The organism is Sphingobium sp. B8D3A, assembly GCF_025961995.1.
Classification (GTDB): Bacteria; Pseudomonadota; Alphaproteobacteria; order Sphingomonadales; family Sphingomonadaceae; genus Sphingobium.
The window spans coordinates 42,683-59,175 of sequence record NZ_JAOQOS010000001.1 but is presented as its reverse complement, the minus strand read 5'-3'; the positions used below and the strand labels follow the sequence as shown (position 1 = coordinate 59,175).

General features: G+C 65.5%; 16 protein-coding genes. 7 read left to right on the top strand and 9 right to left on the bottom strand.

What is annotated here, in order from left to right; all coding sequences use genetic code 11:
* Position 1: 1 nt before the first annotated feature.
* The 4 genes from M2342_RS00335 to M2342_RS00320 are packed head-to-tail and all read right to left on the bottom strand — an operon-like array spanning position 2 to position 3,628.
* The gene (locus M2342_RS00335) at positions 2-661 is read right to left on the bottom strand and encodes a CpaD family pilus assembly protein (protein WP_264577621.1); all 660 of its coding nucleotides are present in this window, start codon (positions 659-661) and stop codon (positions 2-4) included.
* A 16-nt stretch (positions 662-677) separates the two neighbouring features.
* Positions 678-2,126: a type II and III secretion system protein family protein gene (locus M2342_RS00330; RefSeq protein WP_264577620.1), complete on the bottom strand. Its 1,449-nt coding sequence runs from the start codon at positions 2,124-2,126 to the stop codon at positions 678-680.
* A 1-nt stretch (position 2,127) separates the two neighbouring features.
* Complete coding sequence (cpaB, locus tag M2342_RS00325) at positions 2,128-3,099, bottom strand: Flp pilus assembly protein CpaB (protein WP_181561222.1); 972 nt, start codon at positions 3,097-3,099, stop codon at positions 2,128-2,130.
* Positions 3,100-3,154: 55 nt separating this feature from the next.
* Complete coding sequence (locus M2342_RS00320; protein ID WP_181561223.1) at positions 3,155-3,628, bottom strand: prepilin peptidase; 474 nt, start codon at positions 3,626-3,628, stop codon at positions 3,155-3,157.
* Between the two features lie 100 nt (positions 3,629-3,728).
* Here M2342_RS00320 and M2342_RS00315 point away from each other — a divergent pair, with 100 nt between their 5' ends.
* A complete protein-coding gene (locus M2342_RS00315; RefSeq protein ID WP_264577619.1) occupies positions 3,729-4,850 on the top strand; it encodes an NAD(P)/FAD-dependent oxidoreductase in 1,122 nt (373 codons plus the stop codon).
* A 36-nt stretch (positions 4,851-4,886) separates the two neighbouring features.
* Here the strand turns inward: M2342_RS00315 and M2342_RS00310 are convergent, their stop codons facing one another.
* Positions 4,887-5,534, bottom strand: a complete 648-nt coding sequence (locus M2342_RS00310) for a c-type cytochrome (RefSeq protein WP_264577618.1) — start codon at positions 5,532-5,534, stop codon at positions 4,887-4,889.
* 230 nt (positions 5,535-5,764) lie between these two features.
* Here M2342_RS00310 and M2342_RS00305 point away from each other — a divergent pair, with 230 nt between their 5' ends.
* The 5 genes from M2342_RS00305 to M2342_RS00285 all read left to right on the top strand — a co-directional run bounded on the left by M2342_RS00305 (position 5,765) and on the right by M2342_RS00285 (position 10,876).
* Entirely contained in the window at positions 5,765-6,265 is a 501-nt protein-coding gene (locus M2342_RS00305) for a MarR family winged helix-turn-helix transcriptional regulator (RefSeq protein WP_181561226.1), read from the top strand.
* A gap of 89 nt (positions 6,266-6,354) precedes the next feature.
* Positions 6,355-7,323, top strand: a complete 969-nt coding sequence (locus M2342_RS00300) for an NAD(P)-dependent oxidoreductase (RefSeq protein ID WP_181561227.1) — start codon at positions 6,355-6,357, stop codon at positions 7,321-7,323.
* A 6-nt stretch (positions 7,324-7,329) separates the two neighbouring features.
* On the top strand, positions 7,330-8,550 hold the full coding sequence (locus M2342_RS00295) for a glycerate kinase (RefSeq protein ID WP_264577617.1): 1,221 nt from the start codon (positions 7,330-7,332) through the stop codon (positions 8,548-8,550).
* A gap of 88 nt (positions 8,551-8,638) precedes the next feature.
* Complete coding sequence (locus tag M2342_RS00290; RefSeq protein ID WP_264577616.1) at positions 8,639-9,538, top strand: TauD/TfdA dioxygenase family protein; 900 nt, start codon at positions 8,639-8,641, stop codon at positions 9,536-9,538.
* 168 nt (positions 9,539-9,706) lie between these two features.
* Positions 9,707-10,876, top strand: a complete 1,170-nt coding sequence (locus tag M2342_RS00285) for an amidohydrolase family protein (RefSeq protein ID WP_264577615.1) — start codon at positions 9,707-9,709, stop codon at positions 10,874-10,876.
* A 75-nt stretch (positions 10,877-10,951) separates the two neighbouring features.
* Here M2342_RS00285 and M2342_RS00280 read toward each other — a convergent pair whose 3' ends face one another.
* From M2342_RS00280 to M2342_RS00265, 4 genes are all read right to left on the bottom strand, one after another.
* Positions 10,952-11,947, bottom strand: coding sequence for an alpha/beta hydrolase (locus M2342_RS00280; protein ID WP_264577614.1), 996 nt, complete (start codon positions 11,945-11,947; stop codon positions 10,952-10,954).
* 32 nt (positions 11,948-11,979) lie between these two features.
* Complete coding sequence (locus tag M2342_RS00275; RefSeq protein ID WP_264577613.1) at positions 11,980-12,966, bottom strand: zinc-dependent alcohol dehydrogenase family protein; 987 nt, start codon at positions 12,964-12,966, stop codon at positions 11,980-11,982.
* 33 nt (positions 12,967-12,999) lie between these two features.
* The gene (locus M2342_RS00270; RefSeq protein WP_181561233.1) at positions 13,000-13,935 is read right to left on the bottom strand and encodes an SDR family NAD(P)-dependent oxidoreductase; all 936 of its coding nucleotides are present in this window, start codon (positions 13,933-13,935) and stop codon (positions 13,000-13,002) included.
* 219 nt (positions 13,936-14,154) lie between these two features.
* Positions 14,155-14,718, bottom strand: a complete 564-nt coding sequence (locus M2342_RS00265) for a hypothetical protein (RefSeq protein ID WP_264577612.1) — start codon at positions 14,716-14,718, stop codon at positions 14,155-14,157.
* A 217-nt stretch (positions 14,719-14,935) separates the two neighbouring features.
* Between M2342_RS00265 and M2342_RS00260 the strand changes: the two genes are divergently transcribed.
* Positions 14,936-16,486, top strand: a complete 1,551-nt coding sequence (locus M2342_RS00260; RefSeq protein ID WP_264577611.1) for a winged helix-turn-helix transcriptional regulator — start codon at positions 14,936-14,938, stop codon at positions 16,484-16,486.
* Positions 16,487-16,493 lie beyond the last annotated feature (7 nt).

Genomic DNA, 16,493 nt, shown 5'->3' with positions numbered 1-16,493 from the left:
CTCACTTGCCTCCCACCGACATGCCCTGCAGGCCGCCGGCGCCCGTCGGGGCCGTCTCCTGATAGGTCTTGATGGCTTTGCTGTTCACGACATTGGTGACGTCCAGGCCGCCCTCGCGCCCTTCCACCAGGTCGCGCGGATCGGCGACCATGGCTGCGAGGTTGGTGGCCATGGCACACCCATAATTGTCGCTCAGGCCGCCACTCAAATTGGCTTCCGCCTTGTCCCGCCATGTCGGGCAGCCCGGCACGCTGGCGACCGAGCGGCTGACCACGACGCGCAGGCCGCCGATGGGCGGTGCGCCTGCCGTCAGTGGCGCCTCGCCATCCACGAGCAGACCGTAGCGCCCCACGACCTGCGTCACGCCATCGCGCAGCGCCAGAGAACCGCTGGTATCGCCGGCGAGCGTCACATGGTCGCCATAGCCAAGGCCAAGGGCCTTGAACCAGACGGTCAACCGGCGCTCGTCCATGCGGCTGAGCGTGCCTGCGCCGTCCGGGTTCAAGTCGAAGACGAAATCGGTGCGCTCGACGACCGGTTGATGCACTGGCTCGACCCCGCGATTGACCTCGCGAGAGCGGGCATCGGCGGACTGGCCGATGAGGGCCAGCGCCAGCAGGGTTGTGGTGCCGGCTGTGCGGAAGAAGCTTGTCTTGATCATCTCTCGTCCTTCCACCTCAGAAGCTGAAGCCGGGTGCGGCATTGCCCGAGTGCGCGGCGACGCTGCCCTGCTCTACGGTCTTAGCAGGCAGGGCTTGTGGCGTAGGCCGGGCGTCGCCGGATCTGCCGTCCTGGATCTGCCCGCCCAGAATGCGTTGCGCGTCATCGGCATTGCGATAGCCGTCGGTCGGCAGCGCGATCTGGCGCGCGTCGACCGGGCGCACGAGATAGGGCGTGACGATGATCACCAGCTCGGTTTCCTGACGCCGATAGCTCTGCGACTTGAACAGATTGCCGAGGATGGGGATGTCGCCCAGGAACGGCGTCTTCTCGATCGTGTTGCCGCTCGCCGTAGAGAGCAGGCCGCCGATCATGAAACTCTGGCCCGAGCCGAGTTCCACGGTCGTCTCCGCGCGGCGGGTCTGTATGCCGGGAATGTCGAACCCGCTCACACGCACCGCCGAACTGCTGTCGAGCTGCGAGACCTCGGGCCGCACGCGCATCGAGATGCGGCCATTGGCGAGCACCGTGGGAGTGAACGCCAGACTGACGCCATATTGCTTATATTCGACGCTGACCTGCTGCTGGGTTGCGATGGGGATCGGCACCTCGCCGCCCGCGAGGAAACTCGCGGTCTCGCCGGAGAGCGCCGTCAGGTTCGGATTGGCCAGCGTGACCGCAAGGCCCTGATTTTCGGCCAGATCGAGCGTGCCGAGCACATCGAGGCCCAGCAGATTGCCGGAGAAGGCCATGGACGTGCCGTTCTCGATGACGTTGAACTGGCCCGTCGCCAGCGATCCGGGATTGCCGCGACCGATGCCGAACAGGAAGCCACCCGTCGTGTCCTGCGTGATGAGGTTGAAGCCCAGCGATTTCGTGAAGTTTTTGTTCACTTCCGCGATGCGCACCTGCAGGTTGACCTGCAGCGGCGTCGCGGTGCGCAGCCGGCTGACGACATTGGTGTCGGCGCCCGAAAATGCCTGAACGAGCCGCTGGACCTCGGCAGCGTCTTCCGGTGCGGCGACGGTGCCGGTGAGCAGCACCATGCCGTTCATGGTGTTCACCTGCACATCCGATTCAGGCATGGCGAGGCGGAGCATCTGGTCGATGCTGGTGATGTTGTTCCCCACCCGCACGGCATTGGCGTAGAGCATCTTGCCGTCGCGCGCGGTGATGAACACGTTGGTTTCGCCCGATGCCTTTGCGATCAGATAGACCTGCCGCTGCGAGCGGACATGCACATCGACCACATTGGGGTTGGCGATCACCACGTCAGTGAGATTGGCCGGCAGGTTGATCACCCGGCTCTCGCCAACGGCCAGCAGCAGCGTGCCGTCCGTCTTGGGCGCCATGGTCGCCTGGGCATGAAGGGCCGGCGCAACGGTAGCGCTGACGGTCAGGGCAAGCGCGGTGGCAAGAACGCCGGTCGCGGTGCGCGCCATACGGAGCCTGGACGGGCTGCTCATCTCACTTGCTCCCCAGCTCGACATTGGTGACCGCCGTCCCCCGCGCCACGCGCACCATCGGACCATTGCCGGACGGCGCGCCCGAGGGGTCGATGGGTTTGGCGGGGACGGTGCTGCGCTGGTAGCGCGAAACGTCGGCACCGGTAGAATAGGTGGAGCGGCCATCGACCGGCCGCGCGGCGGTGATCAGCGTGTTGCCGCCATTCTCGGCATCCACCGCATCGATGTCGCCGGAGGCCAGCGCGGCTTCCAGCTCCTGCGTGTTGTCGGCCAGCGAGCGCAGGGCCAGCGACAGAGCGCCAACGGTCTGCGCGACGCTGATCTTTTCGGCCATGCGCGGCGTGACTTCCATGGTCACGTTGGAGAACGTCCGCACCACCGGATTGCCCGATTCATCGAGGGCGTTGGTGCGCTGATCGGTCGCCAGCACGCGCAGGTTACGCAGGATGGTCTCTGAGACCTTGAGGGGCGGGCCGTCGCCGCCGCCGGGCACGCTCTGCGTGAGCACCAGGTCGACGCGGTCACCGGGGAAAACAAAACCGGCAACGCTGCTCTGCACGGAGACAGGCACTGTCACGGCGCGCATGCCGGGGCTGAGGGCTGCGGCGAGGAAGCCGCGGTCGCCCGGCTTGATCAGCGATCCCTGCGTGACCGGCTGGCCTGCCGCGATGGCGGTGCGCACGACCGCGCCGACCATCTGGGCCTCGTCGGCTTTCCCCTGAATATAATAGGCGTCCTCGACCAGTTCCTTCGGCCAAGGCTGGAAGCGATAGGCATCCGGCCCGACGATCGTCCCGACCGGCAGCGGCTTGGTGGCCACCAGCACATGCGGCATCTGCGCGGTATCCGGCATGGCCGATGCCGTTGCCTGTGGCGATCCCCCGCCGCTGGTGAACATGGATCGGGCGAGAAACGCCGCCGCCACCGCTATGATCAACGCGCCAGCAAGCAGCGCGATCTTCTTCGGTTCCATTTCGAAACTCGCCTCCAGTCGGCGGAGCCACCCCCGGCCCCAATTCGCGTGATCATTAAGTCAAATGGTTAAGATAGCGTTCGCCGAGAACCCAAAGGCCCGCGAGCGCGATGGCGACGCCATAGGGGATCTCCGGCTGGCCGATTCGGCGCGTCGTCCGGTGGTGGACGACGGTCACGATGGTGACCAGGCCGCCGATCAGCGCCATGACGATGATGAGGGTCGACATTGCCGCCAGCGGAAGCCACAAGGCCAGCGCGCCAAGCATCTTGACGTCGCCCCCGCCCATCATGCCGAGCGCGAACAAGCCCGTGAACAGCAGGAAAACTGCGGCGGCAAGGCCGATTTGCAGCAGAACGTCAGGATAGAAGGACAGGCCATTGGCCCACCACCAGCAGGGCGCGAGCAGCGCGATGGCCAGATTGAGTCGGTTGGATATGATTCGGCTGCGCAGGTCCGTCGTCGCTCCCCATATGAGGAGCAAAGCCAGCATGGCGCTGAGCGCTGTCGATATCCAGACACCCGACATGATGGGGCACGACTAGAGTGTACGCCTTACCAAAGCGTAACCACTATCTCCCGTGCATTCCCTGGCTTTGCCGCGCTGCCACCGATTCGGAGCGGTGCCGATGACCTCGGTCGATATCTTGATCGTCGGCGGCGGGATCGCCGGGTTCAGTCTGGCCGCTGGCATTGCCGGCAACGCTCGGGTCATGCTCATCGAGCAGGAAGATCAGCCCGGCTATCACGCGTCCGGGCGGTCGGTGGCGTTCTGGGAAGAAACCTATGGCGGCCCCGGCGTGCAGCCGTTGACCAGTGCGAGCGGGCCGATGCTGGCGCGGCCGGAGCCGTCATTTTCCGAGCATGGCTTTCTCTCGCCGCGCGGCGCCATCCATCTCGGCCGCCATGATCAGCAGGTGCTGGCTGACCGCTTGATCGCCGATTTCGCGAGCAGCGACGTCCAGTTCACGCGACTCGGGCGGGAGGCGCTTGCCGAGGCTGTGCCGGGCATCCGGGACGAATGGACGATCGGTGTCGCGGCCCCCTCCTGTGCGGACATCGATACCGGAGGCCTGCTCGCTGCCTATCGGCGGGCCGCACGACGCGGCGGCGTGGTAGAGCGGTTGACGAATCGGCTGCTGTCCGCGCGCCGCGAGGGCGCTGGCTGGGCTGTGGAGACCAGCGACGGGCCGCTGTCGTGCGGCGTCATCGTCGATGCAGCCGGGGCCTGGGCCGATGATGTCGCCCGGCGTTGCGGCGTCGCGCCGCTGGGCATCACGCCCCTGCGCCGGACGGTCGTGCAACTGCGCTGCCCAACGGCGCCTGCGCATGTCCCGCTGGTCATCGCGCTCGATGGAAGCTTTTACTTCAAGTCGGAAGGTCAGGGGCGCTTGTGGGTGACCCCGCATGACGAAACGCCGGACGATGCACGCGACGTGGTGCCGGAAGAACTGGATGTCGCGCGCGCGGTCGACCGGTTCATGCAGGTCACCGACTGGCCGGTCGCGGCCGTGGAGCATAAATGGGCAGGACTCCGCAGCTTCGCGCCCGACCGGCTGCCCGTCTATGGCTATGATGCGGATGCGCCCGGCTTTTTCTGGTTCGCGGGGCAGGGCGGTTTCGGCATGCAGACGGCGCCGGCCGCAGCACAGATCGGCGCGGCCACGTTGCTCGGCGAGGCGCTGCCGACGGCGGTCCGGCACATCGATGCATCCATCTACGCGCCAGACCGGTTCAGGTCGTCCCGCTGAAGCCGGATCTTATGGGCTCGGCTTCAGCCTGGGGGTTTATTTCAGCGTCTGGAGATAGGCGATGACGTCGGCGCGCTTGGCATCGTCGGCAATGCCCGCGAACGCCATCTTCGTGCCCGGCATCGCCTTCATCGGCGAGCGCAGATAGGTGTTCAGCGCAGATGCCGACCAGGTAATGCCGCTGCCCTTGACGGCCGGCGAGTAATTGAACCCGGCCAGCGTGCCGGCCTTGCGACCGACCACGCCGTGGAGCGACGGGCCAAGACCATTTTTGTCAGGCTCGACAGAGTGGCACACGCGGCATTGTGCGAACAGCTTGGCGCCATTGGCGGCGTCGCCCCCCGGCGCGGCGGCAGGGGCACTGGCGGGCGCAGATGTTGCGACCTTCGCGGGGGCCGGAGTGGCCGCTGCGGTTTCCTTGGGTGCTGCGGTTTCGGCGGCAGGCTTTGCGGCTGCAGCCTCTGTCGCCTGGGCAACCGGCGCGGGTGTGGCCGCCGCCTGATTGCTGGCTTCATTCATGACAGGGTTTTCCGCCGCGTTCACGGCGTTTTCCTGCATATTGTCAGCTTCGGAAACATTGTTCTGGGCCGGTTCGGCACTGCCGCCACAGGCCGAAAGAACGGCGAGGCAAGGGAGGATCAGGGCAGCATGAGCGCGAGTCGACAGCGCGCGAAGGGTGGACATTGCAGCAACTCCCAACAATCTTTTCTGTCGTCCTCTCCAACCCTCGCGGGCTTGTGCCCAAGCATCTGGCGTGGCGGACGGGCAGCGTCAACACTCAATTGTGCATTGCGATACGCCGGCCGGCTGGGCGGCAATCCGGCCGGGCGTCAGCTCTCGGGTTGACAGGGGGCAAATGATCGGGCCTTTGGAACGACTTGCAATCAGGCGCGCCGGCCACGTGGGGGTTACTATTGGCTGAGAATTCTGAGGAACCGGCAGCCATCGTCCTGCCGACGATCACGGGCGGGAGCCGGCTGGATCGCGAATATGGGTTCACCTATCGCATGATCCTCGTCGCGCGCCGCTATCGCGCGATGCTGGACGAGCGCCTGCGTCCGCTGGGCTATGGTTCGGCCCGCATGGAAGCGCTCTCGACGATCGCCCGGTCGCCGGAACCGAGTGCTCAGATTGCCATCGCCAAGCGGATCGGCATTGAAGGGCCGACCCTGACGCGGATGCTCGATACACTGGAAGCCGATGGGCTGGTGGTGCGGTTGCAGGACCCCAGCGACCGGCGCACCAAGCTGATCCAGCTCACGCCGGCGGGGCAGGAAGCGCTGGATGAAATCATGGCGGTTGCCCACGCCTTCCGTGCGTCCGTACTGGAAGGGCTGAGCGACAAGGAGATCGATCAGGTCAATGTCGTCACCGACAAGCTTATGAGATTGCTGTACGAATCTCCAATGGGCTGATTGCCTTTCGGGGCCGCTGCATCAGGCGCTGGACTTGGCCTGCCGCGCTAGATAGTTGCATTGCGAACGATCTAGGGAGAGCGATCCGCATGGCAACGGGCACGAACGAGCAGGCAGCGCACGGCGCGCCGCGCATTGTGCATCTCGACAAGATAACGATGGGCGGGTTCGAGATTCCCCGACCCGATATCGCGCATGAGTGGATCGAGCATGATTTCACCGAGCCGCAGGATGTGGCTGCCCGCCTCGCCGGCGCGCAGGTGGCGATCATCAACAAGGTGCGGCTGGACGCTGCCATGCTTGCCGCGCTGCCGGACCTCAAGCTCATTGCCGTGACGGCGACCGGGACGGACGTGGTCGACAGCGTCGCGGCCAAGGCCCGGGGCATCGAAGTGCGCAATGTGGTGGGTTACGCCGGCACATCAGTCGCCGAGCATGTGATGATGCTGATTCTCGCGCTCGCTCGCGGGCTGGTGCCGTTCCGCAATTCGGTTGTCGATGGCCAATGGGAGAACGGCCAGGCCTTTTGCGTCTTCGCTGCACCCGTGCGGGATCTTGCCGGGCAGCGGCTCGGCCTGTTCGGCAGCGGCGCGATTGCGCAGGCCGTCGCCAGCCGCGCGCAGGCGATGGGCATGGATGTTGTGTTCGCCGGGCGCCAGGGGCAGCCGGCCGGTGAGGGACGTATGGCCTTCGAAGAGGTGCTGGCGACCAGCGACATCATCAGCCTGCATTGCCCGCTGACGGACGACACGCGGCACATGCTCAACGCGCAGACGCTGGCCGGCATGAAGGCCGGTGCCGTCATCATCAACACCGCGCGCGGCGCCCTGATCGATCTCGATGCGCTGGAGGACGCGCTGGCGTCAGGCCATATCGGCGGCGCTGGAATCGATGTGGCGCCGGTCGAGCCGCCGCCACCGGGCAGCCCCATTCTGCGCCTTGCTCAACGCGACAATGTGATCGTCACGCCGCACTCGGCGTGGCTGAGCGCACAGGCGGTGACGGAAGTGGCGCGGCGCACCGGCGAGAATGTCGCAACCTTCCTGGCGGCGCGCTAAATGGCCATGAACCGGCGCGCTCTGCTGGAGGAGGCCTTTGCCGTCGCTGTCGCAGCGTGCAAGCGGCCTGAGACGTTCATTGCGGCCCTGCCGCCCCGGCCCAAAGGGCGCGTGCTCGTCATCGCCGCAGGCAAGGGCGCCGTGCCGATGGCGCAGGCAGTGGAGCAGCACTGGCCGGATGCCACCGGCCTCGCCGTGACCCGCACTGGCTATGGCGGCCCGCTCACCCGCATCGAGCTGGTTGAAGCCAGCCATCCCGTGCCGGATGCTGCAGGTCTTGCGGCGGCGGAGCGCTGTCTCGCCCTGGCTGAAAGCGCGGGGGAAGGCGATCTGCTGCTGGTGCTCCTTTCGGGTGGGGCCTCGGCCCTGCTCGCAGCGCCATCCCCGGCGCTCGATCTCGCGGCCAAGCAGGCCGTAACCCGCGCGCTGGTGCGCTCCGGCGCGTCTATCGGCGAGATCAACATGGTGCGGCGCCACCTGTCGCGCATCAAGGGCGGGCGTCTCGCGGCAGCTGCCTGGCCGGCGCAGGTCGTCACCCTTGCCGTTTCGGATGTGGTCGGCGATGTGCCGCAGGACATCGGCTCCGGCCCGACCGTGGGCGATGAAAGCACGGTAGCACAGGCGCAAGCGGTGCTGGCGCGCTATGGCATTGCCGATCCGGGTGGCTGGAGCGAATCGATCAAACCGGATGATCCCCGCCTGGCGCAAAGCCGGTTTGACGTGGTCGTCCGCCCTGATGACGCGCTGGATGCCGCCGCCGCATTTTTGCAGGCGCAGGGTTATGAACCGGTCGTTCTCGATCGGGAGGCCCATGGCGATGCGCGCGAAGTCGCGCGCCGTCATGCCCGGGCCGCGATCCTGGCGCACAATCGCGCCCAACGCTGCGCGCTGCTCTCGGGCGGCGAATTGACGGTGACGGTCACCGGCCATGGGGTCGGTGGCCCCAATCAGGAATATGCGCTGGAGCTGGCCGGGCAGATCGCCGACCATCCCGGCGTCGCCGCGCTGGCCGCCGATACGGACGGGGTGGACGGCAACCGGGATGTCGCGGGCGCCTATGTCGATGGGGAGACCGGCTTTGCGCTAGACGAGGCGGGCATCGACGTTGAGGCGGTGCAGGCCGCCAACGATGCCGGGGGCGCTCTCGGTCAGGTGGGCGCGCTGTTCACGCCCGGGCCAACGCTCACCAACGTCAACGACTTGCGGATCATCTTGGTCGATCCTTGACGGCTCGGCATCGCAAGCATTGAATTTGCAAATCATTTGAATCGGAATTAATAGAAGCTGCACAAACATGTGAGACGGGAGAGGTGCTATGGACGTCAGGAGGCTGCATCCGATTTTTGGCGCCGAATTGTCCGGCCCCGACCTGTCGCAAGTCCCAGACCAAGCGCTGATCGATCTCGTCGAACGCCTGATGGACGAGCATGTCGTGCTGTGCATCCGGGGCCAGGGGCATATCGCGGATGAGGAGCATCTGCGCTTTGCCCGTGCCTTCGGCCCGCTCGAACTGCCCGGCATGTATCGCGCGGATGAGCCGCGCAGGATGGCTTATGGCCTCTACGATGCCTCCAATCTCGACGTGAACGGCGAGATCGTGGACCGCGAATCGCTGCGGGCCAAATTTGCCAAGGGCAATGAGATTTTCCACGCGGACAGCAGCTTCAACGACATGCCGAGCAAATGGTCGATGCTGCGCGGTGTGATCGTCCCCCCGGAGCGCGGCGACACCGAGTTCGTAGATCTGCGCCATGTCTATGATGAACTTCCGCAGGCGATGAAGGATCGCATCGAGCCTCTCGTCGCCGAGCACAGCTTTGCGGCCAGCCGCATCAAGGGCGGCGCCAGCCCCGAAGAAGCGGCCCGAATCCGCGAGATCATGCCGGGCGCGATGCAGCCTATGGTGCGAATCAGTCCCTCGGGTCGCAAGAGCCTGTTCGTGGGCAGCCATGCGTTCCGCGTCGAGGGGCTGAGCGACGCCGAGGGCACGGCCCTGATCGACGAATTGATCGCCTTTGCCAGTCAGGAGAAGTTTATCTACGCGCACAAATGGCGCCAGGGCGACCTGCTGATCTGGGACAATCGCTATGCGCTGCACCGCGGGACTGCGTTCGATTATGTGCGTTACAAGCGCGATTTGCGCCGCGCCAACGTCAATGAATATGGCGAGGAGCGCAGCGCGATCACCGCGCCGTTACGCGCCATTTCCAATTGAGGAGCGCCAGCCGGGTTGAACCGAAGGGCAAAGGCGACGGAAATGCTTGCATTGCTCCATGAAAAGCTGCAAGATAGTTAGGTAGCTAATTACATTGCTGAGGACCGAAGGCTGTCGGCACAAAGCCGTCCTCGTTTCATTCGGTCTTCAGGCGAGAGGAGCAGGCCCATGGATTATCCGCTGATCAGTTGTGACGATCACCTCGATCTCAATCAACTTCCCACCGATCTCTGGACGAGCCGGCTGCCCGACCATCTGAAGGATCGCGGCCCCAAGGTCGATATGGTCGATGGCCGCGCCACCTGGATGAGCGACGGCAAGAGCCTAGGCGGCTGGTCCGGTGCGCCGAGCACGATGACCGGTCCCAAGCCGATCTTCACTGCCCTGGATCGCGGTGGCATTGTCGATCAGACCGAGCGCCGCCCTGCGGTCGCCGAACTGCGACTGGCCGACATGGATCGGGATGGCGTGTACGCGCATGTCATCTTCGGCCCGGTCACCTCGCTCGATTTCGACGACAAGGAACTGCGCGACGCCTGCTACGGCGCCTATAATGAGTGGCTCAAGGAATTCTGCGCTGCTGCGCCGGACCGGCTGATCGGCGTGCCGATGCTGCCGCCCGAGCCGGAGGCGGCCGTCGCGATGCTGCAGAAGATCGTCGATCTGGGCGGTTTCAAGCAGGCCAATCTGCAGATCGCCATGGCCCAGCCGCGCCTTGAGGACGAGCGCTGGGAGCCGCTTTGGAAAATGCTGGAGGAGAATAACATCATTCTCTCCTTCCACGTGACCGTGTTCCCGAGCGTCAGCCGCGCGTTCGACAAGTATAAGGGCAGCCCGGGCGCCACCTTCCTGCATGTGAAGATGTTCATCGAGCAGTTTATGGACCCGTTTGTGGACCTGTTTGCCTGGGGCATTCTCGAGCGGCACCCCGGCCTCAAGATCGTCATCGCAGAGAGCGGCATCGGCTGGCTGCCCTGGGTGATCGAGGAACTGGATTATCGCCACTGGCGCCTGTGGGAAGCCGAAGAATTCTGGAACGCGCGCGGTGGCATCCCGCACAAGATGAAGCCGTCCGAGCTGTTCAAGCGGCAGGTTTATGGCACGTTCCAGCAGAGCCCGACGGCGATCGCGCTGCACAAGTTCTACGGAGAGGACAAGCTGCTGTGGGCGACGGACTATCCGCACCCGGACAGCATCTGGCCCAACAGCCGCAAGGTGCTGGCCGAGTTCACCGAGGGTGCCGATCCGGCGCTGGTGCGCAAGATTGCCTATGAGAATGCTGCCAAGCTCTATGGGCTGGACATTCCTGCCCGCGTGGACGCAATTGCCGCTGAGTAAGGCGCGCACTTCGCTGTGAGATAGGAAAAGGGAGGGCGCGCGCTCTCCCTTTTTTCATGGCCACCCGCGGCTGCGCTAGCTCTGCCGCGGCACCACGCGCGCGATGAACCGCGCAACCTCGCGCTCGATTTCCCTGTTCTCCGGTACCTCGCCCCAGCCGAACCCGGCGTGCGGCATCGCTTCCCACACGTGCAATTCGGCATCGACGCCCGCCTCTCGCAACTTGCGGTGGAAGAGCACGGAATTGGACAGGAAGAGATCGCGCGTTCCAGTCTGCACCAGTGTCGGCGGAAAGCCCCTGGTGAAATCGCCGAAGAGCGGGGAAAGATAGGCCTGCGTGAGGTCATGGCCGTTGGCGTAGAGCGCGTTGCACTCCGGCAGCCCGCGCTTGAGCACCACATCCAGCTCTTCATTGGTGAGGAAGCTGTCGCCCGATTCGGTCAGATCGACTTCCGGCGTCAGCAGCACGAGACCGGCGGGGAGCGGCAGGCCCTGATCGCGAATCATCAGCGTCACAGCCGCGGCGAGATTGCCGCCGGCGGAACTGCCGCCAATCACGATGCGGCGCGGATCGGTCCCGGCCAGCAACGCCCGATATACCGCAAGGCAATCCTCCGGCGCAGCCGGGTAAGGGTGGTCGGGCGGCATACGATAATCCACCGAGACGACCCGGCAGCCCAGCGCCGCTGCCTGCCGGGCACCGGTCGCCTTGGCGAATGCGCCACCGCCGAAAACAAACGCGCCGCCATGAATGAAGACATAGACCGGACCATCATCAGCTGTTCCGGCGTGCGGCACGCAGTTATGGCAGGTCACGCCGGCGATCTGCACGGTGTCGATGGTCACCGGTAGCGCGGCGAGCATGGCCTGCGCCATCGGCTCCCACATGGCGTTGCTGGCCGCCAGCCGTTCCCGCCAGCCTGCCAGATCGGTTGCGCTCGGCCAGTCCGTCGCCGGCGTGGCGGCGCCCTCGATCAGCGCTTGCCGGGCTTGCGGGCTGATCGTCCGGGGTGGCGGGATGTCCCGCGCCGGGAGTTTCACGCTGGTCTGGCCGTGCTCTTCATCCGCCATATTTCTCTCCCGCAGCGACGCCGCCATCCGGTTCAGACAGTGACGACGATCTTCCCGATTTGCTGGTTCGATTCCAGATAGCGATTGGCTTCCACGATCTCGCTGAACGGGAAGGTGCGCGCGATCACCGGTTTGAGCTTGCCCAGCTTCAATCCCAGCAGGATGTGCTCCTGCGCGCGCTTGTACCGCTCGGGGTGGTTCCAGATCTCCGAGGCGACCCAGCCGCGCATTGACAGGCCTTTGAAGGCCATGTTCCAGTGCGGATAGGGGGTCGGCTGTTCGGACAGGCCGCCATAGATGAACAGGATGCCGCGCTCGGCCATCGCGCTGGTGAGCGTCTGCACATACGGCCCCTGCACCGGGTCGAACACAAGCCGCGCACCCTTGCCGTCGGTAATCTGCATCACGGCCTCAACCAGATCCGTCTCCCCGGTCGCGATGACATGGGCGGCCCCGTGCGCCTTGAGCGCCTCGGCCTTGTCGCTGGTGCGCGTGGCCGCAATCGAGACGGCGCCGGCCCAGTTGGCGAGCTGGATCGCGGCGAGACCGACGCTGCTGGAGGCTGCGGGGATGATCACATAATCGCCGATGCCGGCCTTGCCGACCTCGATGATCGCATAGGCTGTCATATACTGCATCCACACTGCTGCAGCCTGCGCGGCGCTGAGCCCGGGTGGTGCGTGCAGCAAGCAGCGGGCCGGCACGATTGCCTGCTCGGCCCAGACGCCATATTGGCCGAGCGGATACATGGGCAGGGCACAGACCCGATCACCGACGGCGAAGCCGGACACTCCATCGCCCAGATCTTCTATGACGCCGCAGGCCTCATAGCCGATCAGCGTCGGCAATGTCGGCTTGGTGGGATAGCGCCCTGCCCGAAACATCGCTTCGGAGCGGTTGAGACCAATGGCTTCAACCCTGATTCGCACCTCACCAGGGCCGGGCGCGCCGACCGCGATCTCATCGAAACGGAGCACGTCAGGCGGCCCCAGTTCATGTACGCGGACGACCTTTGCCATCTGTTCTCTCCTGTTGCGGTCAGATCCGCCGTCTCAAAGCGGTTCGTCGAGCGGCTGCTGCTCGTCGTAGATCGGATTGTACATGAGCGTTCCGAACTGGGCGACGAGATTGGCGCGGGCCTCGTTCGGCGCTTCCACCGGAATGGCACGGACCAGCGCCTTGCTGCGTGCTTCGATCCCGCGCTGGAACTCCGGGTGGGTCATGATGAACAGGTCGCGGCGGCGAATGCCGCGCAGCACGCGCTCACCCACTTCCTCGCTGGACATGAAGAGGCTTGGGTCGAACCCGGGTGCCGGCCGCGCATCCTTCTTGGCGCCGACGGCCTCGGGGGCCGGGGGCGGCGCATCGTTGCGCAGATGCTCGGGGCGGGTGGCGTTGGTCGTGCTGCCGAGCTGGGTCTGCACCGGGCCGGGGAAGAAGACCGAGGCGCCAAGCGCGGTGCCGCGCAGATCGGTGGCGAGGCTTTCGAACATGCCGGCCACGCAGAACTTGGCGGCGCAATAGAGCCCGGCATTGCCCACGGCAGAAAAGCCGCCGGTCGAGGATGTGACGACGATCTGCCCTTCCTCGCCATGCTTGAGCATCCGCGGCAGCATGGTGACGAGCCCGTTGACGACGCCGCCCACATTGACAGACATGTTGAAGTCCCAGTCCTTGTAGGTCGCCGTCAGCATCGAGCCGGTCACGCCCACCCCGGCATTGAGCGCCAGCACATGAATATTGCCGAACTGCGCCTCGGCTTCATCGGCGGCGCGTGCCCAGCCGTCGCGGTCTGCGACATCCAGCTTGATAGCGTGAACGGCCAGATTGGTCTTGGCAAAGCCTTCCATCGCCTGATCGAGCGCGTCCTGGCGGATGTCGGCGATGATGACCCGCATCCCCGCTTCACCGAAAGCCTTTGCCATGCCCCAGCCCATGCCGCTCGCGCCGCCGGTGATGAAGGCCGTCTTGCCGCTCACGTTCAACATCAGATCACCTCTCCTCAATCCGCCTGCTCATGCGGGATGGCACGGCCCTATCGAGATCAGAATGACTAAGTCCACAAAAAAGCGGCGGCGCGTGCTTCGCGTGGCTGCGGCGAGCAACGGGCGGATGTGCAATAAGCCGGCGGTAGGCGCGGGGCCGATCCTGCTCGCAGCAAGCCGGCGGTTTGTTGATTAGGTCTTTCCGCCGGATGCCGCGCGCGATCAGCGCACGCGGTTCACGCGCACAGCTGCCTGCCGCCCGACTTGCATCAGATAGCTGCCGAGCGCGCCCTTGCGGATGGTGACCGGGTCCTGGGGGGCGGGCGGCTGGAAGGCGGTCATCCGCTCGGTCATCCGCCAGACCGCGCCATCCCCAAGCGTGACCTGCCACAGCCCCGGCCCGATCTCGCGCACGCTTGCCACGGTAGCGCTCGTTTCCTTGTCCTCCTGCGATGCGCGCGGCTGGCGCGTGGCGCGCTCCACCTGCTCGGCGCCGAAGCCGCTCGTTGCGGCCGGAGCGGGCGGGGCAGCCGGTGCGGGCGTAGGTGTGCGGCTCGCATTGCCTGTGCCGGCCGCGCCCGGCACAGGCGCGGGCGCAGAGGTGCCGCCTTGCGGCTGATTATACTGCGCCACCGAATCGTAGCAGGCGAGGCGGGCTTCCGTGGACCCAATTCTCGCGCAGGTCGCCAACTGGTCGTTCAGGCTGCCCTGCGCTTGGGCCACGCCGCTCAGTCCGGCTGCGACGATGATGAAGGCGCTGACTGCCGCCACGGATTTGCTGATCACCGGTCCTCTCGCTCCCACATATCTTGTCTTCTCGTGACGCGGTCGTTCGCGTGGCGAAAATCTTACTACGCCATCTATTGCGGGTCTAACGATTTTAAGGGATGGCTCGGGGATTACTATTATGTCTGATTATTTTGCATAAACATTGACCGCTGCCCGAAAATGCGATGAATCTGGCCGAATCACGCGAAAGGTGGGTCTTTGGGGATCGGTCATCATGAATAAGGGGCGCGCGGCGCTCGGTTCGGTCCGGGCGCGCATCAGCAGGGCTTCGATTATCAGCGCCGGGCTGGCCCTGTTGGGCCGGTCGGGCCTGGACGGCTGCACCCTGCAGGCCGTCGCTGCCGACCTTGAGGCCGATCCGGCCGAGATCGAAGAGCATTTCGCGAGCGACGATCAACTTCTGACGGCGCTGGCGCAGGACATGGTGCGTGCTGCCGAGGGCGGCGCGGCAGGCCCGGGCTGGCGCGGTCGCCTTGCCTTGCGCGCGCAGACCAGCCGGGTCGCTATGCTCTCCAGTCGCGATGGCGCCAGGCTGTTCGCGCATGTCGCCTCGCGCTTTCCTCTCGCGGTGGGGACGCCGGACGCGGTCGCACCCTTGTGCGAGGTCGGCCTCGCACTCGATGAAGCCCGCGTGATTGCGCAGGCGCTCGAGCATTTCGTGATCGGGTGGACGCTGGTCGAGCAGGCCCGCGCGGAGCCCTCCGGAACTGACAGTTCCTTCGATCGCCAGCTGGATGTCCTGCTCGACGGCATCGACGTCGACGCCCCGTCGCCGGCGCCCGGGCCGCGGGATGAGCGTCAGGCCCGTTTCCAGTCCAAGCTCTGGGTCTTTCTGCGCAATGCCCGCGAGAGCGCGAATATCTCCTTCGCCCGCACGGCGCATATCAACGAGCTGGACCGGCGGATCCTGCTGCTCCTTCATGTCCAGGGCGGCATGACCCTCGCGCAGATTTCCCTGGCCTGCGGTGTCGACAAGGCGCAGATCAGCCGTGCGATCAAGCGCATGGGCGAGGTCGCCCTGCTGCTGCGCAGCGGCATCCGCAGCCCCATCCGGCTTAGCCCGAGCGGCAAGCAGCTGGCGGATCGGCTGCAGCGCCATGCCGAGCTGCGCAACCGGGAGCTGACCTTCGGCATCAGCGATGAGGAACTTCAGACGCTCTCCGGAGTGCTGGACATGCTGCTGACCCGCGCCATCGCCCTGTTCGAGCAGGAGCGAAAGCAGGCGGCAAGCAATCAGCGGCCCGAAACCGTGGCATTTCAGGATCTTGTCGATGAGGGCCTGCCGGACGAAAACGGTGTGGCGGCGGACCGCTCACGCGTATTGCCGCCCTTCGTCACCCTGTGCTCCTACATGCTGCGCGGCGGTGCCCTTGCCCATAAGCGCCAGACCAGCCTTTCGAATTTCGAGACCTGGGTCATGGCGGAAATCTGCCGCAATCCCCCGATCAGCTGGCCTCAGCTGGTGCTGGCATTGGCGCGCGACCAGAGCCAGGCGGGCCGCACGGTCAATCATCTCATCGAGATCGGCCTGATCGAGCGCACCGGGCGCCCGGGGCGCCGACACGGGTTCTTCGGTCCGACCGAGAAGGGACGCGCAGTGAGCCAGATCATCGAGGAGACAGCGGTTCGGCGCAGCGAGTTCCTGTTTCAGGGCATCCCTGCCGACCAGCTCGACAGCTTCATGACAACATTCGATGCGCTGACGCACAATGCCGAAGTCCAGCTCGATCGGGAGCGGGCGATCCAGGAAATGGATCGGGATTGAAGGCCTC